This window comes from Streptomyces sp. NPDC005811 (genome assembly GCF_040630405.1).
Taxonomy (GTDB): domain Bacteria; phylum Actinomycetota; class Actinomycetes; order Streptomycetales; family Streptomycetaceae; genus Streptomyces.
Genome location: NZ_JBEXXK010000023.1, coordinates 138,298 through 164,300, shown reverse-complemented (window position 1 = coordinate 164,300; position 26,003 = coordinate 138,298). Strand labels below are relative to the sequence as shown.

The 26,003-nt window shown below is 71.8% G+C and carries 25 protein-coding genes; 13 read left to right on the top strand and 12 right to left on the bottom strand.

What is annotated here, in order from left to right; genetic code table 11:
- Positions 1-109: 109 nt before the first annotated feature.
- A complete protein-coding gene (locus ABZ490_RS25170; RefSeq protein ID WP_358993916.1) occupies positions 110-988 on the bottom strand; it encodes an AbfB domain-containing protein in 879 nt (292 codons plus the stop codon).
- Positions 989-1,189: 201 nt separating this feature from the next.
- Between ABZ490_RS25170 and ABZ490_RS25165 the strand changes: the two genes are divergently transcribed.
- Together ABZ490_RS25165 and ABZ490_RS25160 are read left to right on the top strand one after the other, a co-directional pair.
- Positions 1,190-1,510, top strand: a complete 321-nt coding sequence (locus ABZ490_RS25165; RefSeq protein ID WP_358993913.1) for a multidrug efflux SMR transporter — start codon at positions 1,190-1,192, stop codon at positions 1,508-1,510.
- Entirely contained in the window at positions 1,510-2,064 is a 555-nt protein-coding gene (locus ABZ490_RS25160; protein ID WP_358993910.1) for a TetR family transcriptional regulator, read from the top strand. The genes ABZ490_RS25165 and ABZ490_RS25160 overlap by 1 nt, the downstream gene beginning before the upstream one ends.
- On the opposite strand, the gene ABZ490_RS25155 is transcribed toward ABZ490_RS25160, so the two are convergent.
- Positions 2,036-2,965, bottom strand: coding sequence for a winged helix-turn-helix transcriptional regulator (locus ABZ490_RS25155; protein WP_358993907.1), 930 nt, complete (start codon positions 2,963-2,965; stop codon positions 2,036-2,038). The two genes, ABZ490_RS25160 and ABZ490_RS25155, sit on opposite strands and share 29 nt — an antisense overlap.
- An 82-nt stretch (positions 2,966-3,047) precedes the next feature.
- Between ABZ490_RS25155 and ABZ490_RS25150 the strand changes: the two genes are divergently transcribed.
- Together ABZ490_RS25150 and dapD are read left to right on the top strand one after the other, a co-directional pair.
- On the top strand, positions 3,048-4,277 hold the full coding sequence (locus tag ABZ490_RS25150; RefSeq protein ID WP_358993904.1) for an MFS transporter: 1,230 nt from the start codon (positions 3,048-3,050) through the stop codon (positions 4,275-4,277).
- Positions 4,278-4,378: 101 nt separating this feature from the next.
- Positions 4,379-5,368, top strand: a complete 990-nt coding sequence (gene dapD, locus ABZ490_RS25145) for a 2,3,4,5-tetrahydropyridine-2,6-dicarboxylate N-succinyltransferase (protein WP_358993901.1) — start codon at positions 4,379-4,381, stop codon at positions 5,366-5,368.
- On the opposite strand, the gene ABZ490_RS25140 is transcribed toward dapD, so the two are convergent.
- Both ABZ490_RS25140 and ABZ490_RS25135 read right to left on the bottom strand, forming a co-directional pair.
- The gene (locus ABZ490_RS25140; RefSeq protein ID WP_358993947.1) at positions 5,292-5,762 is read right to left on the bottom strand and encodes a DUF6221 family protein; all 471 of its coding nucleotides are present in this window, start codon (positions 5,760-5,762) and stop codon (positions 5,292-5,294) included. The genes dapD and ABZ490_RS25140 overlap by 77 nt on opposite strands.
- 56 nt (positions 5,763-5,818) lie before the next feature.
- On the bottom strand, positions 5,819-6,361 hold the full coding sequence (locus ABZ490_RS25135) for an HAD domain-containing protein (protein ID WP_358993898.1): 543 nt from the start codon (positions 6,359-6,361) through the stop codon (positions 5,819-5,821).
- A gap of 140 nt (positions 6,362-6,501) precedes the next feature.
- On the opposite strand from ABZ490_RS25135, the gene ABZ490_RS25130 reads away from it, so the two are divergent.
- Positions 6,502-7,059 carry a SigE family RNA polymerase sigma factor gene (locus tag ABZ490_RS25130; RefSeq protein WP_358993895.1) on the top strand — a complete coding sequence of 186 codons (558 nt, stop codon included), beginning with the start codon at positions 6,502-6,504 and terminating at the stop codon, positions 7,057-7,059.
- Positions 7,056-8,279, top strand: coding sequence for a WD40 repeat domain-containing protein (locus tag ABZ490_RS25125; RefSeq protein WP_358993892.1), 1,224 nt, complete (start codon positions 7,056-7,058; stop codon positions 8,277-8,279). The genes ABZ490_RS25130 and ABZ490_RS25125 overlap by 4 nt, the downstream gene beginning before the upstream one ends.
- A 12-nt stretch (positions 8,280-8,291) precedes the next feature.
- On the opposite strand, the gene dapA is transcribed toward ABZ490_RS25125, so the two are convergent.
- Positions 8,292-9,191 carry a 4-hydroxy-tetrahydrodipicolinate synthase gene (gene dapA / locus ABZ490_RS25120; protein WP_358993889.1) on the bottom strand — a complete coding sequence of 300 codons (900 nt, stop codon included), beginning with the start codon at positions 9,189-9,191 and terminating at the stop codon, positions 8,292-8,294.
- A 185-nt stretch (positions 9,192-9,376) separates the two neighbouring features.
- Between dapA and ABZ490_RS25115 the strand changes: the two genes are divergently transcribed.
- Both ABZ490_RS25115 and ABZ490_RS25110 read left to right on the top strand, forming a co-directional pair.
- Positions 9,377-10,015: a winged helix-turn-helix domain-containing protein gene (locus ABZ490_RS25115; RefSeq protein WP_358993886.1), complete on the top strand. Its 639-nt coding sequence runs from the start codon at positions 9,377-9,379 to the stop codon at positions 10,013-10,015.
- 20 nt (positions 10,016-10,035) lie between these two features.
- On the top strand, positions 10,036-10,770 hold the full coding sequence (locus tag ABZ490_RS25110) for an SRPBCC domain-containing protein (RefSeq protein ID WP_358993883.1): 735 nt from the start codon (positions 10,036-10,038) through the stop codon (positions 10,768-10,770).
- 18 nt (positions 10,771-10,788) lie between these two features.
- Here the strand turns inward: ABZ490_RS25110 and ABZ490_RS25105 are convergent, their stop codons facing one another.
- Positions 10,789-12,615: an endonuclease/exonuclease/phosphatase family protein gene (locus ABZ490_RS25105; protein WP_358993880.1), complete on the bottom strand. Its 1,827-nt coding sequence runs from the start codon at positions 12,613-12,615 to the stop codon at positions 10,789-10,791.
- Between the two features lie 273 nt (positions 12,616-12,888).
- Here ABZ490_RS25105 and ABZ490_RS25100 point away from each other — a divergent pair, with 273 nt between their 5' ends.
- The 4 genes from ABZ490_RS25100 to ABZ490_RS25085 all read left to right on the top strand — a co-directional run bounded on the left by ABZ490_RS25100 (position 12,889) and on the right by ABZ490_RS25085 (position 18,295).
- Positions 12,889-14,319 (top strand): hypothetical protein, encoded by a 1,431-nt coding sequence (locus ABZ490_RS25100; protein WP_358993877.1) that lies wholly within the window; start codon positions 12,889-12,891, stop codon positions 14,317-14,319.
- 726 nt (positions 14,320-15,045) lie between these two features.
- A complete protein-coding gene (locus ABZ490_RS25095; protein ID WP_358993874.1) occupies positions 15,046-16,494 on the top strand; it encodes an alkaline phosphatase PhoX in 1,449 nt (482 codons plus the stop codon).
- A gap of 113 nt (positions 16,495-16,607) precedes the next feature.
- A complete protein-coding gene (locus tag ABZ490_RS25090) occupies positions 16,608-17,255 on the top strand; it encodes a GntR family transcriptional regulator (protein ID WP_358993871.1) in 648 nt (215 codons plus the stop codon).
- A gap of 14 nt (positions 17,256-17,269) precedes the next feature.
- Entirely contained in the window at positions 17,270-18,295 is a 1,026-nt protein-coding gene (locus ABZ490_RS25085; RefSeq protein ID WP_358993868.1) for a 1-aminocyclopropane-1-carboxylate deaminase, read from the top strand.
- On the opposite strand, the gene ABZ490_RS25080 is transcribed toward ABZ490_RS25085, so the two are convergent.
- Positions 18,277-19,722: an MFS transporter gene (locus ABZ490_RS25080; protein WP_358993865.1), complete on the bottom strand. Its 1,446-nt coding sequence runs from the start codon at positions 19,720-19,722 to the stop codon at positions 18,277-18,279. The two genes, ABZ490_RS25085 and ABZ490_RS25080, sit on opposite strands and share 19 nt — an antisense overlap.
- A 166-nt stretch (positions 19,723-19,888) precedes the next feature.
- On the opposite strand from ABZ490_RS25080, the gene ABZ490_RS25075 reads away from it, so the two are divergent.
- Entirely contained in the window at positions 19,889-20,455 is a 567-nt protein-coding gene (locus ABZ490_RS25075) for a helix-turn-helix domain-containing protein (RefSeq protein ID WP_358993862.1), read from the top strand.
- 61 nt (positions 20,456-20,516) lie between these two features.
- On the opposite strand, the gene ABZ490_RS25070 is transcribed toward ABZ490_RS25075, so the two are convergent.
- The 5 genes from ABZ490_RS25070 to ABZ490_RS25050 form a co-directional block, all read right to left on the bottom strand.
- Positions 20,517-21,740 carry a TerD family protein gene (locus ABZ490_RS25070; RefSeq protein ID WP_358993859.1) on the bottom strand — a complete coding sequence of 408 codons (1,224 nt, stop codon included), beginning with the start codon at positions 21,738-21,740 and terminating at the stop codon, positions 20,517-20,519.
- Between the two features lie 63 nt (positions 21,741-21,803).
- Positions 21,804-22,793, bottom strand: coding sequence for a zinc-dependent alcohol dehydrogenase family protein (locus ABZ490_RS25065; RefSeq protein WP_358993856.1), 990 nt, complete (start codon positions 22,791-22,793; stop codon positions 21,804-21,806).
- The gene (locus tag ABZ490_RS25060) at positions 22,790-23,614 is read right to left on the bottom strand and encodes a carbohydrate ABC transporter permease (RefSeq protein WP_358993853.1); all 825 of its coding nucleotides are present in this window, start codon (positions 23,612-23,614) and stop codon (positions 22,790-22,792) included. The genes ABZ490_RS25065 and ABZ490_RS25060 overlap by 4 nt, the downstream gene beginning before the upstream one ends.
- Positions 23,611-24,549 (bottom strand): sugar ABC transporter permease, encoded by a 939-nt coding sequence (locus tag ABZ490_RS25055; RefSeq protein ID WP_358993850.1) that lies wholly within the window; start codon positions 24,547-24,549, stop codon positions 23,611-23,613. The genes ABZ490_RS25060 and ABZ490_RS25055 overlap by 4 nt, the downstream gene beginning before the upstream one ends.
- On the bottom strand, positions 24,546-25,916 hold the full coding sequence (locus ABZ490_RS25050; RefSeq protein ID WP_358993847.1) for a sugar ABC transporter substrate-binding protein: 1,371 nt from the start codon (positions 25,914-25,916) through the stop codon (positions 24,546-24,548). Before ABZ490_RS25050 ends, ABZ490_RS25055 begins: the two co-directional genes overlap by 4 nt.
- Between the last annotated feature and the right edge of the window lie 87 nt (positions 25,917-26,003).

Here is a 26,003-nt window from a genome sequence, read left to right as displayed (position 1 = left end):
GCGGTCTCGGTTCCAACCAGATCGCCTCCCTGGAGCGTGAGTTCGGCAGCACCGGGTCCTGATCCCGGGTACTGCCGGGAAGGGAGTACTTCGTCGTATGTCCGAGGCCTCAGCCCAGTCCGGCCACGAACCTGAACGCCGAGTCGGAGCGGAACAGCTGGCTGTTCTGGTAGGTGTCGAGGCGGACCTGGAAGTCCTTGTGGCGCAGATAGCGGCCCGGGTAGTTCACCGACTCCAGCATGACGGCACCGGAGTAGGAGGAGGAGCGGGCGCAGAAGGTGGCGTCCTGCTTGAACAGCGAGGAGCCGTCGTAACTGTCGGCGCGCAGCACGAAGTTGCGGTGCCGCAGGTACCGGCCGTCGTCCGTCTTGAAGGAGTAGCAGGAGCTGTCCGTCAGCCCCTTGACCACGGTGAACGTGGAGTCCTCGCGGGACTCCGAGCCGCGCAGCGGGTCGAGCTTGACCAGACCGCTGCTCAGATGCCAGTAGCGGTCCGGGTAGTTGACCGACTGTACCGACCGTTCGTAGCTGGTCGGCGCGGGCTCGGAGGTCTTCGGGGTCGGCGACGTCGAGGCCTTGCCCGAGGTGTGCGGCGTGGGGCTGCCGTTGCCGTCCGTCTCGTCGGCGCCCGGGGAGGCCTCTCCGGCCGCCGAGGGCGAGGAGGAGACGGACGGGGAGGGGCTGTCGGTGCCCTGGTGGCCGCCCGCCGTGGAGGAGGCGGTGCCGTCGGCGGAGACCGAGGGCGTGGCGAACGAGATCAGCCCGTCCGAGTCGGGGTCGCCGGACAGGGCCCGCCCCTCACGTGCTTCCGAACTCCCGCCGGAATCCCGGTCGTTGACCGCGATCGCGGTCACGCACGCGACGACGGTGGCCACGGCGAGTCCGCCGGCCAGCCAGAGCCGTCGGGTTCCGGGGGCCCGGGAGGTGTCCGGGGCCCAGCCGTTCTCCCATGGTTGCTCCTGGGGCGGCCGGGACTTGTTGATTGGCATGCGCTAGTTCCTCCAGCGGCGCTGTTGACGGCGGCCGCGGCCTGCGATGGCCCGGTGTATGAACGGTGAAACAGTAGTGGACGCTGTGGCTCACGTTCAGCCGTTTGAGTGAGCGCTTTCGATAACGCTTTCGTAGCTGTCCGCAGGTTGCATGCGTACGTCCGTACATATCACCCCCATTCGTTGTGTACGCTCGTACACATGGGATACCTGACGCTCTCCGGAGCCATCGCCGCCGAGGTGGCCGCGACGACCGCCATGAAGTACAGCGAGGGCTTCAGCAGGCTCTGGCCCACGCTGCTGACGGCGGTGGGCTACGCCGTCTCCTTCCTCCTTCTCTCCCAGACCCTGAAGTCGGTCGGGATCGGCACGGCGTACGCGATCTGGTCCGGGGCGGGCACCGCGACCATCGCCGTCCTCGGCCTCGCCCTCTTCGGTGAGTCCCTCACCGTCACCAAGATCGCCGGAATAGTCCTGATCATCGGCGGAGTGGTGGTCCTGAACCTCGGTGGTGCGCACTGATGGCCCGCCGCTACGACCCCGAGCGCCGCCAGCGGATCATCGACGCGGCGATCCGCGTGGTCGGCCGCAAGGGTCTGGCCGGCCTCACCCACCGCTCGGTGGCGGCCGAGGCGGACGTCCCCCTGGGCTCCACCACGTACCACTTCACCACCCTCGACGACCTGATGACGGCCGCCCTGCGCCAGGCCAACGAGGGCTTCGCCAAGGTGGTCGCGGCCCGCGGCGCCCTCTCGGACCCACAGGCCGACCTGCCCACCGAACTGGCGGCCTGGCTCGGCGAATGGCTGGCCGGCGACCGCACCGGCGTGGAACTGGAGTACGAGCTCTATCTGGCCGCCCTGCGCCGCCCCGCCCTGCGCCCGGTGGCGGCCGAGTGGGCCGACGCGATGGCCGCCCTCCTGGCCCCGCGCACCGATCCGCTGACGGCCCGTGCCCTGGTGGCCCTCCTGGACGGCATCTGCCTCCAGGTCCTCCTCACCGACACCCCCTACGACGAGGAGTACGCCCGAGAGGCACTCTCCCGCCTCATCCCCCCGTCCCCTCTGTCCCCGTAGCCCCCTTCTCCTCCTCCGCACCCCTCCGCAACCGCCGGACCGCACTGAGCGCGGCCGCCACGCTCCCCGCCACGTCGGTCACCGGATACTGCACGTCCCGCACCACCCGCTCCCGGTCCACCACCAGCGTCAGCCGCTTCAGCCGGGTGGCACCGGCCGCCCGGAACGTGGGCAGCCGCAGGGCGCCGATGAACGACAGCTCCGCATCGGACAGCAACGGAAACCCGAGCCCCTCCTTCGCGGAGAACTCCCGCTGCTCGTCGGCCCGTTGGGTCGACACGCCCCGTACGGCGGCGCCCGCCTCCCGGAACTCCTCTCTCCGGTCCCGATAGGTGCACGACTCCAGCGTGCACCCCGCGGTCCCCGGAATGTCGCCCCAACCGGGCGGATAGGACGCCCCCCGGGCGAAGGCCCCGGGAAAGCAGTACAGAACGGTGTACGGCGACGCGTCGTCGACCGGATCCCGCAGCTCCCCCCGATCGTCGACGAGCCGCAGTTCCGGCACCCGCGTCCCTGCGAGGGCGTGCACCCGCCGCCCCTCGGCGGACGCCTCCTCGCCCGTGGCCGTGGTCTCCCCGTCCCCCAGCACCCAGGCGTCCCCCCAGTCCTGAAGGGCCACCAGCACCGGCAGCAGTGCGCGCCCCCTGGGGGTGAGCCGGTACTCGTACCGCACGGGCCGCTCCTGGTACGGCACCCGCACCAGCACGTCGGCCTCCACGAGCAGCCGCAGCCGCTCGGTCAACACCTTGCGGGACAGACCGAGTTCACCCTGCAGCGCGTCGAACCGATGCACCCCGCGCGCGGCGTCCCGCACGATCAGCAGCGTCCACCAGTCGCCCACGACGTCCAGGGCCTGCGCGATCGCACAGGTGGAGTCCTCGAGGCTCGTCCTGCGGGCCATGACAGGCCTCCCCTCTCCATTGACGCGAGGCTGTCATGCTGACACAGTGAGTTCCCAAAAGGAACTCACTCAAGGGGGACGGGTGCGAGGACTGAGGGAATTACCGCGACCGGTATGGCTGCTGGCGGCCGGCACGTTCGCCAACATGACCGTCAGCGTCAGTTTCGTCTTCGTCTTCCTCTACCTGACCGGCCCCCGCGCCCTGAGCCCCGGCGAGGCGGGCCTCCTGGTGGGCCTGGGCGGCACCGGCCTGCTGGCGGGCAACTTCACCGGCGGCTGGTACGGCGACCACCTGGGCCACCGCCGCGTCCTCCTCACCGCCGCGACCGCCTCCGGCGCCCTGCTGGCCGCCGTCCCCGCCCTCCCCACCCCCGCCCTCTACGCCGTCCTCCCCCTGGCCCAGTACACCGCCGGGGTCCAGCGCGCCGCCAACGCCGCGCTCGTGGCGGTGATCGTCCCCGACGGGGCCCGCCGCCAGGCCTTCGCCCTGATCCGGGCCTCGGCGAACGGCGGCTTCACCATCGGCCCCGTCCTGGGCGCCTTCGTGGCCACCCATCTCTCCTACGACTACCTGTACGCGGCCGAGGGCATCGGCAGCCTGGCCCTGGCGGCGTGGACGGCCCGCGTGTTCCCCGCCGGAACCACTCCCCACCCCCGCGCACCCCGCCACGAGACGGGCGGCCTCTGGCCGGAACTGCGCACCCGCCCGGCCGTCCTGACCCTCCTCCTGGCGATAGTGATCACCGACATCGTCTACCGCCAGCAATACAGCACGTTCCCCCTCTACCTGGCCGACCACCACATGGACACGGGCGTGTACGGCGCACTCCTGGCGGTCAACGGAGCGGTCCTCCTCTGCCTGGAACTCCCGGCGGCCCTGGCCCTGCGCCGCCACGCCCCCCTCCGCATCGTCGGAACGGGCCTCCTCCTGGTGGGCGCCGGCTACGCGACCCTCCTCCTGGGCGCGAGCATCACCACGGCGGCCGTCATGATGACCCTCCTCACCCTCGGCGAACTCCTCTACAAGACCACGGCCACCGCCTACATGGCGGACGAGGCCCCAGCCCACGTCCAGGGCCGCTTCCAGTCCCTCTACGCGGGCGCGTCGATCACCGGCGTGGTCCTGGCGGCTCCCCTGGGCGGCACCCTCTACGCAGCACACCCGACCACCCTGTGGCCCCTGTGCGCGACCCTCGCGGCACTGGCGGGAGCGGCGGTACTGACCACCGCCCGCCGCGCACCGCGAGCGAGCGAGAAGGGGAAGCTGAAGGAAGCGCCCCGGACCGACAGCACCCAGCAGGCGGTCGGCTGACAGCCGGCGGCTTCCCCCGACCTGCCGCCCCCTTGGCCCGCTACCTGAGACAATGCCCCGCTGGTTGGCCTCCGCACTCTTCGTCCGGTTAGGTTTTTCCTATGACCGATACGACTGCTCCGAGCACCACCGGCGCGGTGGCCACCGGCCTCGCCACCCTCGCCGCCGACGGCACGATCCTCGACACCTGGTTCCCGGCCCCCGAGCTCGTGACCGACCCCGGCCCCTCCGGCACCGAGCGCCTCTCCGCCGACCGGGCCGCGGAGCTCCTCGGCGACGGCGCGACCGCGGCCATCGGCCCGGACCCCCGCCGAGGTGTGGAAGTGGTAGCGGTCCGTACGGTCATCGCCTCCCTCGACGCCAAGCCGCTCGACGCGCACGACGTCTACCTCCGCCTCCACCTCCTCTCCCACCGTCTGGTCCGCCCCCACGGCCAGAGCCTGGACGGCATCTTCGCCCACCTCGCCAACGTCGCCTGGACCTCCCTCGGCCCGGTCGCCGTCGACGACGTGGAGAAGGTCCGCCTGAACGCCCGCGCGCAGGGCCTGCACCTCCAGGTGACGTCCATCGACAAGTTCCCGCGCATGACGGACTACGTCGCCCCCAAGGGCGTCCGGATCGCCGACGCCGACCGTGTCCGCCTCGGCGCGCACCTCGCCGAGGGCACCACGGTCATGCACGAGGGCTTCGTCAACTTCAACGCCGGCACCCTCGGCACCTCGATGGTCGAGGGCCGCATCTCGGCCGGCGTGATCATCGGCGACGGCTCGGACATCGGCGGCGGCGCCTCCACGATGGGCACGCTCTCCGGCGGCGGCAACGTCATCATCTCCATCGGCGAGCGCTGCCTCATCGGCGCCGAGGCGGGCGTGGGCATCGCGCTCGGCGACGAGTGCGTGGTCGAGGCCGGCCTCTACGTCACCGCCGGCACCCGTGTCACGATGCCCGACGGCCAGCTCGTCAAGGCCCGCGAACTCTCCGGCGCCTCGAACATCCTCTTCCGCCGCAACTCGGTCACCGGCACGGTGGAGGCCCGCCCGAACAACGCGGTCTGGGGCGGCCTGAACGACATCCTCCACAGCCACAACTGACCCACGCGGGGCAGGGGGCTACAGCTCGACCGGCCTCGGCCGCGCATCCGGGCGCCCGTACGCCAGGATGCGCGGCCGACGCCTCGCCGCCCAGCTCCACCTCGCCCGCCTCGGCCACTCCCGCCCTCACACAGTCCCCCCGGTCGGACTCATCGAGCGCACAGGCGAGCCGTGCCGTGAATCCGTACGTCGTGTCGCCTTCGGCCGGACTGGGCGTGTGGCGGTTCAGTACCCGCCGCCTGACCTCGGCCTCGCGCAGCACGCGGGCGGGATCATGCAGGGTCGCATGCCGCGCCACCGCGGGAGGGAACCCCGTGATCCCTACCGGGCCGAAGTCGACGGCGTCCCCGCGCGCGGTCCACGCGCCACGGGACCCGGCCCCGCCACAGCGCAGGGCCGGCTAGGCCTCCTCGTCCAGGCGCGCGCGGAGGAACACCACCGGGTCGTCGGTCATGACGGCAGCCTCGGCGAGCCGCAGCGCCCCCGGAACCCCCCGCCCAGCCCCCGCGCGAACTCCCGCAGCGCCTCGAAGTCCTCCTCCCGCAGGCCCACGCGTGGGCTCACGTGGTGCAGCAGAGCGGGGGCGGGATGGTGGGTGGTGACGAAGTCGGTGTCGGTGGGGGTGAGTTCGTCGTCGACCCAGGCGAAGGGGCGGCCCGCGGCATGGGCGACGAGGGTCTCCGTCTTCCAGTGGACGCCGTCGGTCCGCTCGGCGAGGAGGTCCGGGCCGAAGTCGACGTGGGGGAGGTCGGGCAGCCCCACCACCGGCGCGATCCAGCGATTGGCCAGGGACATCCAGGTCGTGGCCCAGACCAGCTCGTAGGGAAGCCGCAGCAGCGCCGCCCCGTGTCCCGGGTGCAGCCAGACCCGCAACGGCCGCCCCGGTCGCACGGACGCCCTGATCGTCGTATAGCCGTCGGGGCGCCGCTCGGGCTTGGCGGCGTACGGGTTCAGCGGCCCGTCGACGTCGAGGAACAGCAGCGGACGGCTCATGCGGCCACCGTAGGGCAGTCCCCTTCCCGGGGCGGCGGAATTATTTCCGTGCCGACAGGCATAGCGGCGCCCGTCCGGACGCGTCACAGGGGGCAGAGGGATCGGGCAGCGGGTCCGCTCCGGGGGCAGAGAAGGTGACGATGGATGCCGAGGGACTGGAGAGCTTCCGCGACTTCGTGGACAGCAGGTCGTCCGCGCTGCTGAGGACCGCCGTCCTGCTCAGCGGCGGCGACCGGCACGCCGGCGAGGACCTGCTCCAGAACGCTCTGGCCAAGGCCGCGGGCCGCTGGCACCGCATCGACGAACCCGAGGCGTACGTACGACAGGTGCTGTACCGCCAGCAGGTCAGCCGCTGGCGGCTGAAGTGGCGCCGACGTGAGGTCAGCGTCGCCGAGCCGCCGGAACCCGGCGCCGACCCGGACGGCTCGTCCGCCGCCGATCTGCGCCTCCTGATGCGCGCGGCCCTGTCCCGGCTGACCGCCCGCCAGCGCACCGTCCTCGTGCTGCGCTACTTCGAGGATCTCCCGGAGGCCGACGTGGCCCGGATCCTGGGCTGTTCGGTGGGCACCGTACGGTCCACCACCCACCGCTCCCTGGCCCGGCTGCGCTCCCTCGCGCCGGAACTCGCCGCCCTCGGTCCCGCGGACGTCGAACAGCCGTCGTCCCGTGACTTCTCGCCCGTGGAGGTGCGTCCGTGAACGTCGACGAACTCGTGCGTGACTCCCTGCGCGAACAGGCCGAGGGGCAGACGCCGGCCGCACCGGGCCTCGCCGACCGGGTGCTGGGGCTGCGCCGGCGCCGCCGTACCCGCAGGCTGGTGTCGACGGCGGCCACGGTCGCCGCCGTGGTGGCGGTCTCCGTCGCGGTGCCGATGCTGGAATCGGGCGGGACGAGGGACGTACGCCCCGCGGACGTCACACAGCCGCACCGGACCGAGGCGCACCCCGACCAGTCCATGCCGAGCGATCTGATCGCCGCGGGGCGGACGGCGCTGGCCGCGTACTACGGCACGGTCCAGGTCGCGCGGTCCAAGGAGACGGAGGTGGCGACCCGCACGTACTGGCTGCTGAACCCGGTGACGAAGAAGTACGTGAAGACCACCAAGTGGTCATGGGTCGCCGTCGCCCCGGGGCTGAAGACCGCCGCCGTCCTGGAGCAGAACCTGCCCGCGAGCCGGATCGGCCTGCTCGACCTGGCGAGCGGCGAGGTCAAGCGGTGGATCGAGGTCGACCACACCGTCGGCGGGCTCGCGTTCTCCCGCGACGGACGGGAGCTCGTCGCGACGACGTACAGCGAGAACCCGGACCTCAGGCCCATCCCGAAGAAGCTGAAGGGGGGCGGCGAGGTGACCGTGGAGACACGTTCGCACCGCACCGGCTTCTCCGTGATCGACGTGGCGTCCGGGAAGGCGGAGCCGTGGAGCGAGGTCGGCGCGGGTGGCGGTGTCGGTTCCGACGACATGATCAACCCCCGCCAGGACTTCGCCTTCAGCCGTGACGGCAGCCTCGTCTGGTCCGGCAGGCCGATGGATCCGGGCTACCAGTACTACGACCGGGACGGCACCGAGGTGGCTCCGCCCGCCGACGCGAAGTACCAGCGCTGGTACGTCGACGCGGGCCTCTCGCCCGACGGCAGCCTGCTCGCCGGGGACTTCGCGGGCAAGAAGTACAAGACGTCCTCCTGGATCCTCGACCCCAGGACCGGCCGGCAGATCACCGAGACGCACGGTCAGCAGCTGCTCGCCTGGGCGAGCGACGACTCGCTGGTCGCCTGGGACATCGGCAAGGACGGCAACGAGTTCCACCAGCGGCTCGTCCTGGTCACGCTCCACAGCGACAAGGTGGTCCCGCTCAGCGACTTCCGCTCGACGAAGGACGGCACCCTGGGCCGCTGGGACCCGGTGTTCGCGGACCGATGACGGTCCCCGACGTCAGGCGACGCAGCGCTCGTAGGCGTCCCGCAGTCCGTCGACCGCCGCGCGGTCCGCCGGGCGCAGCGGGGCGCGGACCGGGCCCGCGGGCAGACCGAGCGCTCCGAGGAGCGCCTTGGCGGTGACGGCGCCGGGCAGACCCGCCGCCATCATCGAGGAGACGAGAGGGGTGGCGCGTTGCTGGAGGCGGGCGGACACGGGGGTGTCGCCCGCCTCGAACGCGTCCAGGACGGCGCGCAGTTGTGCCGGCACCACGTTCGCGACGGTGCTGACGTACCCCGCGCCGCCCACCGCGTACAGCGCGAGATTGTGCTCGTCGCATCCCGCGTAGTACGCCAGCCCGGTCTCCCCGATCACCTTCTGGGCGCCGAGGAAGTCGTAGGAGCAGTCCTTCACGGCGACGATCCTCGGATGCCCGGCGAGCCGCAGCAGGGTCTCCGGCTCGATCCGGGTGCCGGTGCGGCCGGGGATGTCGTACAGCATCACGGGCAGCCCGGACGCGTCGGCGACCTCCCGGAAGTGCGCCTCCAGGGCGTCCTGCGGGGGCCGGCTGTAGTACGGGCTGACCACGAGCACCCCGTCGGCGCCGGCCTGCTCGGCGGACCGGGCGAGTGCGACCGTGTGCCGGGTGTCGAAGGTGCCGACGCCCGTGACGAGGGGGACCCCGTCACCGACCGCCTCCCGTACGGCCGTGACCAGCTCCGCCTTCTCGGCGTCCGAGGTGGTGGGCGACTCGCCGGTCGTGCCGGACAGCACCAGTCCGTCGCAGCCGTGCTCCACCAGCCACGCGGCGAGCCGCTGCGCCCCGTCGAGGTCGAGCGCACCCGACGCGGTGAAGGGCGTGACCATCGCGCAGAGGGCTCGGCCGAAGGGTGGGGTCAGGGAAGCCGCGTATGTCATGACAGCAGTCTCGGCATCCTCACAGTGAAGCTCCACTTAAATCTGCTACGAGATATCGCTAAGTGATGCTGATGAGTGCGGGGAGCTGCGCGACCAGCCACGACTCACCCGCACCCGGTACCTGCCGCCTCACCGAAAACTTACCCCTCCTGGACAAAAAAAGTTTTCGGTGAGACGGTGGACGCATGCTGGATGTGACCGTGATCGAGGACCCCGAGGCCGCCGCCGTCTCGCTGGACCCCATACGGGCCAGGCTGCTGGCCGAGCTGGCCGCGGGGCCCGCCTCGGCGGCGATGCTGGCCGGGAAGGTCGGCCTGCCGCGGCAGAAGGTGAACTACCACCTGAAGGCCCTGGAGCGGCACGGCCTGGTCGAACTGGCCGGCGAGCGCCGCAAGGGCAATGTCACCGAGCGGCTGATGCGGGCCACCGCCGCCTCGTACGTCATCTCGCCGCTCGCCCTCGCCGAGGTGCAGCCGGACCCCGACCGCTTCCGCGACCAGCTCTCCGCGCGCTGGCTGCTCGCGCTCGGCGCGCGTCTGGTGCGGGACGTCGGTTCGCTGATCACCGGAGCCGCGAAGGCCCGCAAGCGGCTGGCGACCTACGCCCTGGACGGCGAGGTCCGCTTCGCCTCCGCCGCCGACCGCGCCGCGTTCATCGAGGAACTCACGGCGGGGGTCGCCGCCCTCGTCCGCAGGTACGACTCCCCGGACGCGGAGGGCGGCCGCGACCACCGGATCGTCGTCGCCGTCCATCCCACGCCGAAACCGCAGGACCCCGAACCGCCCGCGGTCACCCCGCAGGACCCCGAACATCCCCACCCGTGAGACCAGTCCAGGAGCTGAAGATGTCCAAGGAATTCGAGATCGTCCGTGAGTTCGAGGTCGACGCCACGCCCGAGGAGGTGTGGGAGGCGATCACCCACGGCACCGGCGCGTACCTGTGGCCGATGGAGGCCCCGGAGCCCAAGGTCGGCGGCACGGCGGCCTTCGGGTCCACCGTCACGGCGTACGACGCCCCGCACCACCTCGTCATCCGCAGCGACGACGTCGGCATCCCGATCCAGAGCCTGAACCAGCTCGAGCACGTCATCGAGGCGCGCGACGGCGGCCGGCGCGCCTGGGTGCGGTACGTGCACAGCGGGATCTTCACCGACGACTGGGACAACCAGTACGACGGGGCGAGCCGGCACACCGACTTCTATCTGCACACCCTGCGCGAGTACCTCACCCACTTCGCGCCCCGCCCCGTCACGTTCGCCCAGCTCGACGGGCCGGAGGCGTCGACCGCCCCCGGCGCGCTCACCGAGGTCGAGCGGGCGCTCGGCCTGGCCGAGGACGCCGCGGAGGGCGCCCGGGTCACCGTGCGCGGTCCGAAGGAGTTCGACGCCGTGCTCGACTACCGCAACCCCTACTTCATCGGACTGCGCACCGACGACGCCCTGATCCGCGTCTTCGGACGCAACCACTGGGGCGCCCCGGTCGGCATCAGCGTCCACGACTTCGCGGCGGACGCCGATGCCGAGGCCAACGAGAGCGCCTGGCGGACCTGGCTGGACGCGGTGTACAGCCAGGCCTCCTGACGGGGTGACCGGGCCGGGTTACGGCGCGAAGCGCAGCACCTGCGGGTCGTGGTCGCTGATCTGGTCGTGGAACTCCGCGTTGATGTGCACGCTGTCGTACGCGAAGTCGCAGGACCGCCGCACCGACGGGCTGACCAGGATCTGGTCCAGCACCTGCTGGTTGCCCTGGTAGTCGTAGCTGTACCGCTCGTTCCTGGGCAGCGACTTGATCGCCGACCACAGCTCGCCGTCACCCTCGAGGATCTTCGCGGTGTCGGAGAACTCGAAGTCGTTCATGTCGCCGAGCGCGATGACGTCCGCGGTGCGCTCTGCCTTCAGCAGGTCCTTGACGAACCCGTTGACCAGCGTCGCCTGCTGGTGGCGCTGGACCTCCGAGCTGCGCACCACCGGCTGGTACTGCGCGTGCAGCGCCTGGTCGCCGCCCTTGGAGTTGAGGTGGTTGGCGATCACGAAGACCGTCTGTCCCCGGAAGACGAACTCGCCCACCAGCGGCTTGCGGCTGGCGTTCCAGGCCGCGTTCGCCGGGTCGATCCGGCCCGGGGACACGGTCAGCCGCGCCTTGCCGCGCACCTTCTCCACCCCGACGGCCGTGGTCGCGTCGCCGCCCGCGCGGTCGGTGAACGACACCCGCTGCGGGTTGAACAGGAACACCTGGCGGATGTTGCCGCCCGGCTCGCCGCCGTCCGTGTCGTTCGCCGGGGCGATCGAACGCCAGTCGTACGCCGGACCGCCCGCCGCGACGATCGCGTCGATCAGCTTGGTCACGGTGACGTCCGCCGCGGTCGTCCCGTCGTCCTTCGCGCCGGTGTTGTCCTGGATCTCCTCCAGGGACACGATGTCGGGCGAGCGCAGGTTGTTCACGATCGCGGAGGCGTGCGCCGCGAACGTGGTGTCGGACGGGTCGAGGTTCTCGACGTTGTACGTCGCGACCGCGAGCTCGCCCTTCTTCTGCTTCTGGGTCGTCTCCCGCTCCAGGCCGCCGCTCTTCAGCGTGCCGAGCGCGTTCGCGACCAGCGTGTAGCCGCCGAACTGGTTGTAGTCCAGCGGGCCCGCGGTCGTGCCGGTCAGCGTGTCGCCGACGTTCGCGGCCGGGAAGTCGGCCGTCGCGCCCAGCGACTGGATCTGGAGCCGGCCGGTGTTCTGCGCGGTGTACGAGCCGTACACCGTGCCGCCGCGCCGGCTGGCGTTCTCGTGCGGCTTCACCGTGACCCACAGCTCGCTGTACGGGTCGGTGGCGGTGACCACCCGGGCGTCGGCGACCTGGACGTTCATGCCCTCCAGGGACTCGTAGTAGTCCAGGGCGTACTTCTTCGGCTCCAGGGTGAGCGCGTTGATCGAGTTGTTCGCGGCGCTGTCGCCGGCCGGGGCGTACGCGGCCGGCACCGACCGCGCGTCGATCACCGTGGCGGCCGGGACGGCGTTGCCGCCGGAGACGACGGTCACCGTCGGCTTGGTGATCTCGGTGACGGACTGGTTCCCCGACGACGTGCCGCCGGGCACGTACTCGGAGACCGTGCCGTTCACGGTGACCGCGTCGCCGACCGCGACCTTCGGGGTGGAGCTGGTGAAGACGAGGACGCCCTCACTGGTGGCCGGATCGGCGTCCGGGTTCGGATCCTGGATCCAGAAGCCTCTGGAGGAGCCGTAGGTGCGTACGCCGGTGACGATTCCGGCCACCCCCGTGACGGCCTGGCCGGCGTACGGCGAGATCCGGGTCGTGCCCTGGATGTCATGGATCGCCACCGTGTCCGCGTGCGCGGGCGAGGTGAGGGCGACGGTGGACGCCGCGGAACAGACGGCGGCGACGGTGAGCGCGGCGACGCGCGCGGACTTCTTGCTCGGCAACGGGATCCCTCCGGGGACATACGTGGGTGCCGGGACGAGGGTGGAGCGTGCAGCGCGTATGACGCGCGTAGAAACGCACGCGGAAACGCACGCAGAAATGAGTGAACAGTCGTTCCCCCGACTTCTACGCGCGTCAATCTCCTGCTTGATCAGGCCAGTTGTCAAGGATTGAGCCATGTATGACCACCGGCGGGGAGATGAACCGGACGGGATGGGTGGAAATCCCTCTAGGCTGAACGCCTGAGTGGTACGACGCCCTAGGAGACCCAGCCGATGTCAGACAGCTCCCCCTTGCCGCCCGTACGGCTGCACCCCGAAGCGGAGCTGGCGCGCGACGCGCTGTCCACGCCGTTGCTCTCCCGGGCCGCCCGGCTCGCCCGCTGGGCCGGCCCCGGCACCCGCGTCGACGCCGGGGGCCGACTGGCCGAGGACCTGCTGTCGGCCGCCGCCGGGGAACTCGGGCTGACCGGCGACGACGCGGCCGCCGACGTGGCGGACGCCTGGCGGGTCGCCCTGGACATCGGTCTGCTGGAGGTCGTCGACGAGCAGGCCGACACCGTCACGCCCGGCGAGGACCTCGCCCTGCTGACCGGCGGCTCCCCGCACGACGTGCTCGGCGTCTGGCTCGGCGCGCTGGAGTCGGTGATCGCCGACGCCGCCGTGCCCGACCTCGACGGTCTGATCGACGCCATGGACGAGGGCGGTGCCGTCGACTTCTCCAAGCTGGACTGGGACCCCGAGGGCGAGGCCGCCTTCCTCGACGGCGTGCTCGGCAACCTCTATCTGCTCACCGCCAGCGAGGACGGCCCCGGCGACGGACCCGTCCCGCTGCCCGCGCTCGCCGCCTCCATGATCGTCCCCGGTGACATGGGCGAGCCCACCAACGACGTCCTGGAGCAGGTCTCCGACGCGATGATGCGCCTCGACGACCAGTTCCGGCTCCTGGAACCGATCGGTCTCGTCACCTACCGGCCGGTGGACGAGGCGCTCATGGACGAGACGGACGAGGACGGCACCGGGACGCCCGTCGACGAGACGGACGTCTCCCGCTACGGCATGGTCCGCCTTACCCCGCTCGGCCAGTACGGGCTGCGCGCGCGACTGCTCGAGGCCGGCTTCGAGGCGCCGTCCGTCGGCGACCTCTCCGACAAGGGCGCCGACGTCCTCCTCGACGGCAGCGCCGGGTACGGTCCACGGGCCGCCCGCGCCGAGACCGAACAGTGGCTGGAGCGGCGCGAACCCCTCGACGCCGCGCGGGAGTTGCTCGCCGCCGCCCGGGGTACCGACCCCGGCGCCCCGCTGCGCCGGCTCCGCTGCCAGGAGGCGCTCTCCCTCGTCGGCGCCCCGGCCGAACCGGCCGTGCGCGAGGTCCTCGACGACCCCGAGCTGGGCGGACTCGCCCGGGTGTGGCTGAGCGAGCTGGGCGCGAGCGACGTCCCCGCGCCCTCCGAGGACCTCGTCTTCTGGCTCACCATCGACACCGTCGCCGCGCAGCTCGCCGCCGAGGGCAACTCCGAGGAGCTCCAGGCCCTCGTCGAGGGCCTCGCCGCCCAGCACAGCGGCTTCTTCGCGGCGGCCTGGCGCGTCGACCACCCGGCGACCCCCGACGTCCTGGAGGCGATGGGCCGCCTCCACCCGGACAAGCGCATCGCGAAGGAGGCCCGCAAGGCGGCCTTCAAGGCGAGGTCCCAGCAGAACGGCTGACTGCCCCGACCCTGCGTCCCCCGGCCTCTTCGCCGGCCGGGACCGGGCCGGGGCCGACGCGTGGCGCGACATGTTGGGTGACGTGTGGGGGGCGGCGCGTGGGGCCGACGAGTGGGGGTGACGTGTGTGGGGGTGACGCGGCACAGCCGCGGTGAGTCGTGCGCGGGGGTCTGTCGCGGCGGGAGCGGGGGCCTGCCATGGCGGGGGCGCGGCGGCGCGTGTCCGGCGGCGGGGGCCGCGGCGGCCGCGGGTGCGGCCGCCGGTTGGACACTGCTTCCGTCGACCTGTCGGCCCCTCGGCACGTCGGCCTGTCGGCCCCTCGGCACGTTGGCCTGTCGGCCCCTCGGCCCCTCGGCCCCTCGGCCCCTCGGTCCGTCGGCCCGTTGGCCCCGAGGCCCGTCGGCCCGTCGGCCCGTTGGTTCGTCGTGTCTTTCGGGGGTCGGGGGTGGGGTGCGGGCGAGAATGGGCAGGTGTTCTTCGGTGGCCGATGAGGAGTGCCGTGTCCCGTGCCCGCTTCGGTACCCCTCGGGTCGCGGGCCGCCCCGGCCGTCCTCCTCCCCCGCAGGGGGTCTCTTTTGGCTTCCATGGCCGGAACCGTACGGATTCATGGAACCGGGTCCCCGTCCGCCGTACACCGTTCAACTCCCGTTCACGCATGGGCGGGACGGTGTCGCCCGAACGAGGTCCGCCACCCTCCACGGCACGTCCACCGTCACAGGAGACTTCATGTCGCTCACCCGCAGGGACTTCGCCAGAAACTCCGCGCTCACCGGTGCCGGGGTGGCACTGGCGGGCACCGTCGGCGCCCTCGCCACCGCGCCGAACGCCCTCGCCTCCACCGAGACCGAGAGCGCGACGGAGGAGTCCGCGGCCGCACACGGCGGTGTCGGCTACGGGGAGCTCGTCCCCGACCCCGACGGCATCCTCGCGCTGCCCGCCGGGTTCAAGTACCGGATCATCACGTACAGCGGCAGGACCAAGCTGGAGTCCGGCGAGTTCACCCCCTCCAACCACGACGGCACCTCCACCTTCGACGGCCCGCGCGGCGCGACCCTGCTGGTCAACAACCACGAGCTCAAGGGTCCGCGCGCCAACTGGAAGTACCCCGTCCCGCTCACCGAGGGCCTGGTCTACGACCCCGCCGCCTCCGGTGGCTGCACGGTCGTCGAGGTCCGCCCCGGCGGCAAGGTCGCCGAGTGGGTCGGCATCGCCGGCACCTCCACCAACTGCGCGGGCGGCAACACCCCCTGGGGCACCTGGCTGACCTGCGAGGAGACCGAGGACAAGGCCGGCCAGAACGGCATGACCAAGGACCACGGCTATGTGTTCGAGGTCGACCCCGAGGACCGCCGCGCGAACCTGAGCCCCAAGCCGATCAAGGCGCTGGGCCGCTACGCCCACGAGGCCGTCGTCGTCGACCCCAAGCGCGGCCACCTGTACCTCACCGAGGACGCGGCCGGCCCCAACGGCCTCCTGTACCGCTGGACCCCGCCGGAGCACTTCTGCCACGGGCGCGGCAAGCTGCGCACCCTCGCCGACGACGCCGGTGTCCTCGAGGCCTTCAAGTGCTTCGACTCCGGCGGCCAGTTCGTCGACGACCTGTCCCGCGCCACGAAGATCGGCACGGTGTACGGCGTCGACTGGGTCACCGTCCCGGACCGCGACGCCAGGACGACGGCCGTCCGCAAGCAGTTCGCCGACGGCCAGGTCACCCGCGCCCGCAAGCTGGAGGGCATGTGGTGGGGCGACGGCGGCACGTACATCGTGTCCTCGTACGCCCGCAGCGAGAGCCCCGTCCAGCACGACGGCGCCGTCTGGTTCTACGACCCCAAGCGCCGCACCCTCACCCTGAAGGTGCTGCTCGGCGTCAACCCGGACCCGGACGTGGACGGCAACTTCGACGGCCCGGACAACATCACGGTCTCCCCGTACGGCGGACTGGTCATCGCCGAGGACGGCGAGGGCGTCCAGCACCTCTTCGGCGCCACCGACAGCGGCCGCACCTACCCGATCGCCCGCAACGAACTCAACATCGGCACCGCGGAGGACCCGGAGTACAGCGAGTTCACCGGCGTCACCTTCTCCCCGGACGGCAGGACCCTCTTCGCCAACATCCAGGACCCGGGCATCATGCTCGCGATCACGGGCCCGTGGAAGCGCCAGAAGCGCGGCTGAGCGACCCGCACCCCCGACCGGCCCACGGCCCGCACCCCCACCCGGGGTGCGGGCCGTGTCCCGTTGCTCCACCCCTTGTCCATGACCCGGACTGACATCTAACATTTCAGTTCATGGAGGCCGTACCCCGCACCCTGCTCAGGGACCGCGCCTATGCCGCGATCCGGGACGCCATCGTGACCGGGGCCATCGAGCCCGGGTCCGTGGTGCGGGACGGCGATCTCGCGGAGCGGCTCGGGCTGTCCCGGGGGCCCGTGCGGGAGGCGTTCGCCCGGCTGGTGGACGAGGGGCTGCTGGAGAGCAAGCCGCAGAGCTACACCCGGGTGACGCCGGTGGTCGCGGCCGACGTGCGGGACGCGGCGGCGGTGGTCGGCGCCATGCACGAGCTGGTGACGAGGATCGCGGTGCCGCGGCTGTTCGCCGCGGACGTCGAGGCGATGCGCGCGGCCAACGAGCGGTTCACGGCCGCCGTACGGGACGGTGACGTGGACGCGGCCCTGCGCGCCGACGACGAACTGCACGACGTCCTGGTCCGGGCCGCCGGCAACCGCGCGGCCGCCGCGACCGTCGCCCGCTACACCCCCCTGATCCGGCGGCTGGAGCGACGGCGCTTCGGCGAGGGCGGCACCTGCCGCTCGGCCGGGCTGCACGGACGGCTGATCGGGGCCTGCGCCGACGGTGACGCGGACGAGGCGGTCCGGATCACGGCGGAGATCTGGCGCACCCTCGCCGACCTGGCCGATGTGGCCGACACCGAATGAGCCAAGGAGGCTCCATGTCCGCGAAGTCCCTCTCCTCGTACGCGCGTTACCCCCTCCTCTTCGGCCCCTCGCCCGTCCACCCGCTGGAGCGGCTCACCGCCCACCTCGGCGGCGCCGCCCTGTGGGCCAAGCGCGAGGACTGCAACTCCGGTATCGCGTACGGCGGCAACAAGACCCGCAAGCTGGAGTACCTGGTCGCCGACGCCCTCGCGCAGGGCTGCGACACCCTCGTCTCGATCGGCGGGGTGCAGTCCAACCACACCCGCCAGGTCGCCGCCGTCGCCGCCCGTGCCGGGCTGAAGTGCGTGCTGGTGCAGGAGAGCTGGGTGGAGTGGCCCGACGCCGTGTACGACAAGGTCGGCAACATCCTGATCAGCCGGCTGGCCGGGGCCGACGTACGGCTGGTGCGGGCCGGGTTCGGGATCGGTTTCAAGGAGAGCTGGGAACTGGCGCTGCGCGAGGTCGAGGAGTCGGGCGGCAAGCCGTACGCCATCCCGGCCGGCGCCTCCGACCATCCGCTCGGCGGACTGGGCTTCGCCGGCTGGGCCTATGAAGTGGCCGAGCAGGAGCGGGAGTCGGGCGTCTTCTTCGACACCGTGATCGTGTGTTCGGTGACCGGATCCACCCAGGCCGGCATGGTCGCCGGGTTCGCCGCCCTGGAGGAGGCCGGCGGGCGCCCCCGCCGGGTGATCGGGATCGACGCCTCGGCCAAGCCCGCCGAGACCCGCGAGCAGATCGCCCGTATCGCCCAGCGCACCGGACAGCTCATCGGCGTCCGGAGCGAGCTGACGGTCGACGACATCGAGCTCGACGAGCGGTACCACGCGGGCATCTACGGCGTCCCCGACGACACCACCCTGGAGGCGATGCGCCTCGCCGCCCGCACCGAGGGCATGGTCACCGACCCCGTCTACGAGGGCAAGTCGATGGCCGGTCTGATCGACCTGGTCGCCCGGGGCGAGATCGGCGCCGACTCCACCGTGCTGTACGCGCACCTGGGCGGCCAGCCGGCGCTGAACGCCTACAGCGCGCTGTTCTGACCGGCGGTCGGGGCGTCCCGGCGCGCCCTGATCGCGACGGCCGCCGTGAGGAGCGCGGCCAGGGCGATCAGGGCGGCCGCGCCGAACGCACGGGAGGCGCCGTGGGCGAGGATCTCCGCCGGGGTGCCGGTGGCCTCCCGGGTGGCCGTGCCGTACACCGTGACCAGCGCGGACAGACCGACGGTGCCGCCGATCCACTGGAGGGTCTGGAGCAGACCGGAGGCCGCGCCGGCCTCCTGCGGGCGGATCTTCGCGAGGATCGTGGCGTTCAGCGGCATCAGGGCCAGGCCGATGCCCAGCCCGAGCAGGACGAGCGGGCCCAGCAGGGCCGTCGCGTAACCGTCGCCGGGCCGCAGCCGCCAGAGCCAGGCGCCCGCCCCGGCGAGCAGCGCCATGCCGGTCAGTACGAGGGGCCGGGCGCCGTACCGGGCCAGCAGCCGGGGGACGCACCGTACGGTCGTGAACATCACCACGGTCATCGGCAGGAACGCGAACCCGGTGCGCAACGGGCTGTAGCCCAGGGCCTGCTGGCAGAGCAGGGTGAGGAAGTAGAAGGCGCCGAACATACCGGCCGGCAGGAGCAGGACCCCGGCGTAGGCGCCCGCGCGGTCGCGGTCGGTGAAGAGCCGCAGCGGCATGATCGGCTGCGGTGCGCGGGCCTCCACCAGGGCGAAGCCCGTCAGCAGCACGACCGCGAGACCGAAGCCGGCCGACGCCCGGCCGTCGCTCCAGCCCTCCTCCGACACCCGGATGAACGCGTACACCAGGGACGTCGTCCCGGCGGTGCCGGTCAGTGCGCCCGCCGCGTCGAAGCGGCCCGCGTGGCGTGGGGTCTCGGTGACCACGCGGGGCAGGGCGAGGGCGACCGCGAGGCCGATGGGGACGTTGATCAGCAGGGCCCAGCGCCAGGACGCCCAGGCGGTGAGCATGCCGCCGAGGACCAGTCCCACGGAGGCGCCGATGCCGGCCGTGGAGGAGTAGACGCCGAGGGCGTGGTGGCGGCGGGGGCCCTCGGGGAAGTGGGTGGTGATCAGGGCGAGGGTGCTGGGCGCGGTGAGGGCGGCGCCGACGCCCTGGAGCGCGCGGGCGGCGAGCAGCCCGCCGTCACCCGTGGCCAGTCCGCCCAGCAGGGAGGAGCCGGCGAACAGCAGGACGCCGACGGTGAGGGTGCGGCGGCGGCCCAGGAGGTCGCCGGTGCGGCCGCCGAGCAGCAGTGAGCCGCCGAAGGCGAGGGTGTAGGCGTTGAGCACCCAGGACAGCCCCGTGGGGGAGAAGCCCAGGTCGTGCTGGATGTCGGGGAGGGCGACGTTCACGACGGTGGAGTCGACGCCGACCATCAGATACGCCGTCACGACGACGAGGAGGACCGCCCGCAGGCGGGTCGCGGACTCGGCCGCCGGGTGCGGGGGTGCGCCGGTGGTGGACATGGGGTGCTCCCTGTCTGGTGTCGCCGTCTGGTGTCCCCGCGGGAAGTGGTGGAGCATGCGGGCAGCACGACCCAGCCCGCAGAGACAAGCGCAGTAAGCGGGGACAGTCTCCGTTTAGTGCTCGATAAAATACGGAGAGAGTCCCCGGTTCGCAAGGAGTAACTGGATGACGCAGGTCAGACCCATGCGCGCGGACGCTCGCCGCAACTACGATCGGTTGCTGAAGGCGGCGGCCGAGGCCTTCGCCGAGCATGGGGAGGGGGCGTCCCTGGACGACATCGCCAAGCGGGCCGGGGTCGGCTCCGGCACGCTGTACCGGCATTTCCCCACGCGTCAGGCGCTGTTGGAGGCGGCGTACGTCGACCGGATCGAGGCGCTCGCGGCGCGGGCCGACGAGCTGGGCGGGACGCTGCCGCCGGGGGAGGCCCTGGTGGAGTGGCTCAACGAGCTGTGCGTGGGGACGCTCGAGGTGCGCGGTATGAAGGCGCTGCTGGGCTCCGCCGTCACGGACGGGAGCGTGGCCGCGGTGACGGCCTGCGGGACGAGCATGAAGGGCGCGGCGACCCGCCTGGTGTCGGCCGCGCAGGCGGCCGGGGTGCTACGGGGCGACCTCGAACCGATCGACGTCCTGCGGCTGGCCCACGGCGTGGCCACGGCGTCGGAACTGGCGAAGGGCGAGCGGACGGTGATCCGCCGGTACGTGGGGCTGCTGGTGGAGGGGCTGAGGGCGTAGCCCCCGCGGGCGCGGAGCCGCGCGATCAGCCCCCCGCCACCTGCATCCGGGCGGCGGACCGCTACAGTGCCTGGGCCGCCGGCTTGACCATGTTGCGTACGGTCCTGGCCTTGACGAAGTCGCCCATCGCCGTCATGTCCCACTCGCCGGAGAACTGGCGGATCAGCTTGGCCATCAGCACACCGGTCTGGGGCTCGGCGCTGGTGAGGTCGAAGCGGACGAGTTCCTCGCCGGTGACGGCGTCGAGGAGCCGGCAGTAGGCCTTGGCGACCTCGGTGAACTTCTGGCCGGAGAACGAGTTGACGGTGAAGACCAGGCCGGTGACCTCCTGCGGAAGCCGGCCGAGGTCGACGGCGATCACCTCGTCGTCGCCCCCGCCCTCACCGGTGAGGTTGTCACCGGAGTGCTTGATCGCGCCGTTCACGATGGACAGCTTGCCGAAGTAGCAGCTGTCGATGTGGTTGCGCTGCGGGCCGAAGGCGATCACGGACGCGTCGAGGTCGATGTCCGCGCCCCGGAAGGCGGGCTCCCAGCCGAGACCCATCTTGATCTGCGAGAGCAGCGGCCGGCCGCCCTTGACCAGGGACACGGTCTGGTTCTTCTGGAGGCTGACCCGGCCCTTGTCCAGATTGATCTTCCCGGCGCCGGGCGCGGGCGGGGCGGGCGGCGGCGGGGTCTGCGGCATGGGCGGGGCGGCGGGCGCCACCGGAGCCGGAGCGACCGGAGCCGGGGCGACCGGGGCCGGAGCGGCAGGCGCCGGAGCGGCAGGCGCCGCGGCGGCCGGCGCGGCCGGCTCCTCCACCGTCACACCGAAGTCGGTGGCGATACCCGCCAGCCCGTTGGCGTACCCCTGCCCCACCGCCCGGGCCTTCCAGGCGCCGTTGCGCAGATAGATCTCCACGACCACCAGCGCCGTCTCGGCGCCGAGCTGCGGCGGGGTGAAGGTGGCGAGGACGCTGTTGTCGTCCGCGTTGCGGAGGGTGGCCGTCGGTTCGATGCCCTGGAAGGTCTGACCCGCGGCGTCCGGGCTCGCCGTGACGACGATCTTCTCGATGCCCGGCGGGACGGCGGCCGTGTCGACCGTGATCGCGTCCGGTGACGTACCGCCGCCGGAGCGGTACGTCACGCCGGGGCCGGAGGGCTGGTTGTAGAAGATGAAGTCGTCGTCGGAGCGCACCTTGCCGTCGCCGGTGAGCAGCAGGCCCGACACGTCGAGCCGCACCGGGGCGGCGACGTCCACCGCCACGCGGGGGGCGGTGAGAGGGATGTTCGAGCCAGGGGTCATAGCTGTCATGCCGGGTAGAACGAACGAAACCGCTTTACCGTTCCCTTACCCAGGGTCGTTCGGTCACGGCACCACCACGATCTTGCGCCCCACCCCCGCCGCGAACTGCTCCAGCGCCTGCGGATACCGGTCGAGCGGGACCCGGTCGCTGATCAGGACCTCCGGGTCCAGCACCCCGTTCGCGAACAGTTCGGCCGCGCGTTCGAAACTGTGCAGGACGGCCATCGAGCCGGTGATGGTGATCTCCTGGTTGTAGATCCGGTACGGGTCGATCGTCACCCGGGCCGCGTAGTCCGCCACCCCGAACTGCAGGAACGTGCCCGCCTTCGCCACCCGGCCGAGCCCGTCCTGGATGGCCGCCGCGTTGCCCGTCGCGTCGACGACCAGGTCCCAGCCCTGCGGGCGGTCCAGTTCGTCCGCCGCGGTCGCCGAACCCGACACGCCCAGGCGGCGGGCCGTCTCCAGCCGGGACGGGTTCACGTCCACCACGTCGACGCTCGCCGCGCCCGTGCGCTTGGCCAGTTCCAGCATCATCAGGCCCATCGTCCCGGAGCCGTAGACCAGGACGTGCGCCCCGAGGCGGGAGCGCAGCACGTCGTAGCCCCGTACGGCGCAGGAGAGGGGTTCGATCAGTGCCGCGTCCTCGGTGCGGACGTGCTCGGGCAGCCGTACGCAGTTGGCGACCGGCGCCACCGCGAACCGGGCCGCGCCGCCGGCCGTCGTCACACCGATCGCGGCCCAGCGTTCACAGAGGTTGTTGTGGCCCGTACGGCAGTGGCGGCACTCGTGGCAGTACAGGGAGGGGTCGACCGCGACCCGGTCGCCCAGCGCCAGCTCGGTGACCAGGGTGCCGAGGCCGACCACCTCGCCGGCGAACTCGTGCCCCGGCACGATCGGCAGCTGGGGGGCGAACTCGCCCTGGAGGATGTGCAGATCGGTGCCGCACAGGCCGCAGGCCGCGACCTCCACGACGACCTCGCGCGGACCGGGCGTCGGGTCCGGGACCTCGGTGACGACGGCACGGCCCACGGACTCGATGACGGCGGCCTTCATTTCACGGCTCCCAACGACAGACCCTGGACCAGCTTGTCCTGGGCGGCGAACCCCGCGGCGAGCACCGGCAGGGAGATCACGAGCGACGCGGCGCACACCTTCGCCAGGAACAGGCCCTGGCTGGTGATGAAGCCGGTCAGGAAGACGGGGGCGGTCTCGGCGACGACCCCGGTGAGGACCCGGGCGAACAGCAGCTCGTTCCAGCTGAAGATGAAGCAGATCAGGGCGGTGGCGGCGATGCCGGGCAGGGCGATCGGCGCCACCACGCGCGCGAGGACGGTCGGCAGCCGCGCCCCGTCGACCCGCGCGGCCTCGATCACCGCCACCGGGACCTCGGCCAGGAAGGACTGCATCATCCAGACCGCGATCGGCAGGTTCATGGCGGTGTAGAGGACGACGAGCAGCCAGATGTTGTCGAGCAGGCCCGCGTTCCTGGCGAACAGATAGATCGGCAGCAGGCCCGCCACCACCGGCAGCATCTTCGTGGACAGGAAGAAGAACAGCACGTCGGTCCATTTCCGCACCCGGCGCAGGGACAGCGCGTACGCCGCCGGCAGCGCCAGCAGCAGGACCAGCAGCGTGGAGACCACCGACGCCACGGTGGAGTTGATCAGCGCGGGCCAGGGGCTGGCCCCGCCGTCGGTCCCGAAGAACTCCCGGTACCCGTCGAGGGTGAGCGCGGCGGTGAACGAGGGCGGGTTGGTCGCCGCGTCGGCCTCCGAGTGGAAGGACGTCAGCGCCATCCAGGCGAGGGGGAGGAAGAAGACCACCCCGGCCAGCCAGGCCAGCAGACCGGGTCCGTGGTGCCGTACGGCCTTCATGAGCGCACCGCCTCCTCGCGGAACAGTGACGACACCACGCGCAGGGCGAAGGTCGCGACGACGATCGAGCCGAGGACCACGAGGACGCCCGCGGCCGAGGCGAGGCCGTTCTCATGGGCCTGGTAGAAGCTCTGGTAGACGGTGTACGGGAGGTTCGCGGTGCCCAGCCCGCCGGAGGTGAGCGTGAAGACCGCGTCGAAGTTCTGCACGATGTGGATCGAGCCGAGCAGGGCGCCCAGTTCGAGATAGCGGCGCAGATGCGGGAGCGTCAGATGGCGGAAGACCTGCCAGTCGCTCGCGCCGTCCACCCGGGCCGCCTCGATCTGCTGCTGGTCCCGGCTCTGGAGCCCGGCGAGCAGGATCAGCATCATGAACGGCGTCCACTGCCAGACGAGGGAGGCCTCGACGGCGAGCAGCGGAGTGCGGGAGATCCAGTCGGGCTGGGGGCCGCCCACGGCGTGCAACAGCCCGTTGAGCAGGCCGTACTCGGGGTTGTACAGGACGTGCTTCCACAGCAGGGCCGCCGCCACCGGGACCACCAGGAAGGGGGCGATCAGCAGGGTGCGGACCACGCCCCGGCCCCGGAAGGGGCGGTCCAGGAGCAGGGCCAGGCCCAGTCCGAGGAGCAGACTGACCAGGACCACCGACACGGTGAGCAGGACGGTCGTCCAGACCGAGTGGCGCAGGTCCGCGTCGGTGAGGACCTGGTGGTAGTTGTCGAGGCCGGTGAAGCGGCGGGCCTTCGGGTAGAGGGCGTTCCAGTCGAAGAAGGAGATCACCAGTGTGGCCACGAACGGCAGCTGGGTCACGGCGATCATGAAGACGAGGGCGGGCAGCAGCGGGGCCCGGGTGGCCCAGGCGCGCAGCCGGTCCGAGGGCTGCCGCACGATCCGTACGGGCGCTGTGGCCAGGGGAGTTGTCGTGGTCGCGGTCATCGTCCCTCGTACTCCTCGGAGATCCGTTCGGCGAGTGCTTGCGCCTTTCTCAGGGCCGCCCCGACGGACTGGCGCCCCGCGATGGCCGCGCTGATCTCCTGCGAGACCTTGGTGCCGAGGTCGGTGAACTCGGGGATGCCGACGAACTGGATGCCGGGGGCGGGCCGCGGCTGCACCCCGGGGTCGCCGGGCCGCGCCCCCTCGATGGCCTCCTTGGTCATCTCCTGGAAGGCGGCGGCCTCCCGCACGTAGGAGGCGTTCGTGTACGTCGAGGCGCGCTTGCCCGCCGGGACGTCGGCCCAGCCGACCTGCTCGCCGACGAGCCGCTCGTACCGGCTGCTCGACGCCCAGGAGATGAACTTCCAGGCCTTGTCGGGGTTGCGGGAGGCCTTCTGGATGCCCCAGGCCCAGGTGTAGAGCCAGCCGGAGGAGGCGGTGCGCTCGACGGGCGCGGGGGCGTAGCCGATCCTGCCCTTGACCGGGGACTTCGCGGCCTCCAGGGAGCCGGCCGCGGAGGTGGCGTCGTACCACATGGCGACCTTGCCCTGGGTCATGTTGTTGAGGCACTCGGCGAAGCCGGACTGGGCGGCGCCGGACTCGCCGTGGGCCCGCACCAGGTCGACGTAGAACCTGGTGGCCCGCTCGAACTCCGGTGCGTCGAGGCGGGCCTTCCAGTCCCGGTCGAACCAGGTGCCGCCGAAGGTGTTCACCACGGTCGTCAGAGGGGCCATCACCTCGCCCCAGCCGGGCAGTCCGCGCAGGCAGATGCCCTTCATGCCGGGCTCTGCGCCGTCCGCCCGTGCCGCGAGGTCGGCGACCTGCCGCCAGGTGGGGTGGGCGGGCATGGTCAGCCCCTTCTCCTCGAACACGTCCTTGCGGTACATCAGGAAGGACGACTCGCCGTAGAAGGGCTGGCCGTAGAGCTTGCCGTCGGCCGCCGTGAGGGACTCCCGCATCGGCTTCAGGACGTCCTGTTCGTCGTACGCCGGGTCCTTCGCGACGGAGGAGTCCATCGCGCGCAGCCAGCCGTTGCGGGCGTAGATGGGGATCTCGTAGTTGGACAGGGTCGCCACGTCGTACTGGCCGGCCTGGTTGGCGAAGTCCTGGCTGATCTTGTCGCGGACGTCGTTCTCCGGCAGCACGGTGAAGCTGACGTGGATGCCGGTCTCCTTGGTGAAGTGCGCGGCGGTGAGCTTCTGCAACTGGACCATCTGCGGGTTGTTGACCATCAGGACGTTCAGGGAGTCACCGCCGGAACCGGCCCCGCCCGCGCCGGCCCAGCAGCCGGTCAGCAGTGGGGCGAGCAGCGTCCCTGCGGCGACCGCGGCGAGTACGGCTCGCGGCCTCCGTCGGCTCTGGGTGCGCATGGATCGCTCCTGGATTCAATGCATGTAAGGGATGCAAGGGATGTTCAGTTACATAAGGGGCATTCGTGGGCACAGGGATGCCCGGGT

What these genes read in the sequence shown, in the direction of transcription:
- ABZ490_RS25070 (WP_358993859.1), bottom strand. Translation starts at nt 21,740, where the DNA reads ATGACCCCTGGCTCGAACATCCCTCTCACCGCCCCCCGCGTGGCGGTG.
- dapA (WP_358993889.1), bottom strand. Translation starts at nt 9,191, where the DNA reads ATGACATACGCGGCTTCCCTGACCCCACCCTTCGGCCGAGCCCTCTGC.
- ABZ490_RS25060 (WP_358993853.1), bottom strand. Translation starts at nt 23,614, where the DNA reads ATGAAGGCCGTACGGCACCACGGACCCGGTCTGCTGGCCTGGCTGGCC.
- ABZ490_RS25095 (WP_358993874.1), top strand. Translation starts at nt 15,046, where the DNA reads ATGTCGCTCACCCGCAGGGACTTCGCCAGAAACTCCGCGCTCACCGGT.
- ABZ490_RS25050 (WP_358993847.1), bottom strand. Translation starts at nt 25,916, where the DNA reads ATGCGCACCCAGAGCCGACGGAGGCCGCGAGCCGTACTCGCCGCGGTC.
- dapD (WP_358993901.1), top strand. Translation starts at nt 4,379, where the DNA reads ATGACCGATACGACTGCTCCGAGCACCACCGGCGCGGTGGCCACCGGC.
- ABZ490_RS25155 (WP_358993907.1), bottom strand. Translation starts at nt 2,965, where the DNA reads ATGGCCCGCAGGACGAGCCTCGAGGACTCCACCTGTGCGATCGCGCAG.
- ABZ490_RS25075 (WP_358993862.1), top strand. Translation starts at nt 19,889, where the DNA reads ATGACGCAGGTCAGACCCATGCGCGCGGACGCTCGCCGCAACTACGAT.
- ABZ490_RS25100 (WP_358993877.1), top strand. Translation starts at nt 12,889, where the DNA reads ATGTCAGACAGCTCCCCCTTGCCGCCCGTACGGCTGCACCCCGAAGCG.
- ABZ490_RS25090 (WP_358993871.1), top strand. Translation starts at nt 16,608, where the DNA reads ATGGAGGCCGTACCCCGCACCCTGCTCAGGGACCGCGCCTATGCCGCG.
- ABZ490_RS25065 (WP_358993856.1), bottom strand. Translation starts at nt 22,793, where the DNA reads ATGAAGGCCGCCGTCATCGAGTCCGTGGGCCGTGCCGTCGTCACCGAG.
- ABZ490_RS25055 (WP_358993850.1), bottom strand. Translation starts at nt 24,549, where the DNA reads ATGACCGCGACCACGACAACTCCCCTGGCCACAGCGCCCGTACGGATC.
- ABZ490_RS25160 (WP_358993910.1), top strand. Translation starts at nt 1,510, where the DNA reads ATGGCCCGCCGCTACGACCCCGAGCGCCGCCAGCGGATCATCGACGCG.
- ABZ490_RS25135 (WP_358993898.1), bottom strand. Translation starts at nt 6,361, where the DNA reads ATGAGCCGTCCGCTGCTGTTCCTCGACGTCGACGGGCCGCTGAACCCG.
- ABZ490_RS25115 (WP_358993886.1), top strand. Translation starts at nt 9,377, where the DNA reads ATGCTGGATGTGACCGTGATCGAGGACCCCGAGGCCGCCGCCGTCTCG.
- ABZ490_RS25110 (WP_358993883.1), top strand. Translation starts at nt 10,036, where the DNA reads ATGTCCAAGGAATTCGAGATCGTCCGTGAGTTCGAGGTCGACGCCACG.
- ABZ490_RS25085 (WP_358993868.1), top strand. Translation starts at nt 17,270, where the DNA reads ATGTCCGCGAAGTCCCTCTCCTCGTACGCGCGTTACCCCCTCCTCTTC.
- ABZ490_RS25130 (WP_358993895.1), top strand. Translation starts at nt 6,502, where the DNA reads ATGGATGCCGAGGGACTGGAGAGCTTCCGCGACTTCGTGGACAGCAGG.
- ABZ490_RS25080 (WP_358993865.1), bottom strand. Translation starts at nt 19,722, where the DNA reads ATGTCCACCACCGGCGCACCCCCGCACCCGGCGGCCGAGTCCGCGACC.
- ABZ490_RS25170 (WP_358993916.1), bottom strand. Translation starts at nt 988, where the DNA reads ATGCCAATCAACAAGTCCCGGCCGCCCCAGGAGCAACCATGGGAGAAC.
- ABZ490_RS25165 (WP_358993913.1), top strand. Translation starts at nt 1,190, where the DNA reads ATGGGATACCTGACGCTCTCCGGAGCCATCGCCGCCGAGGTGGCCGCG.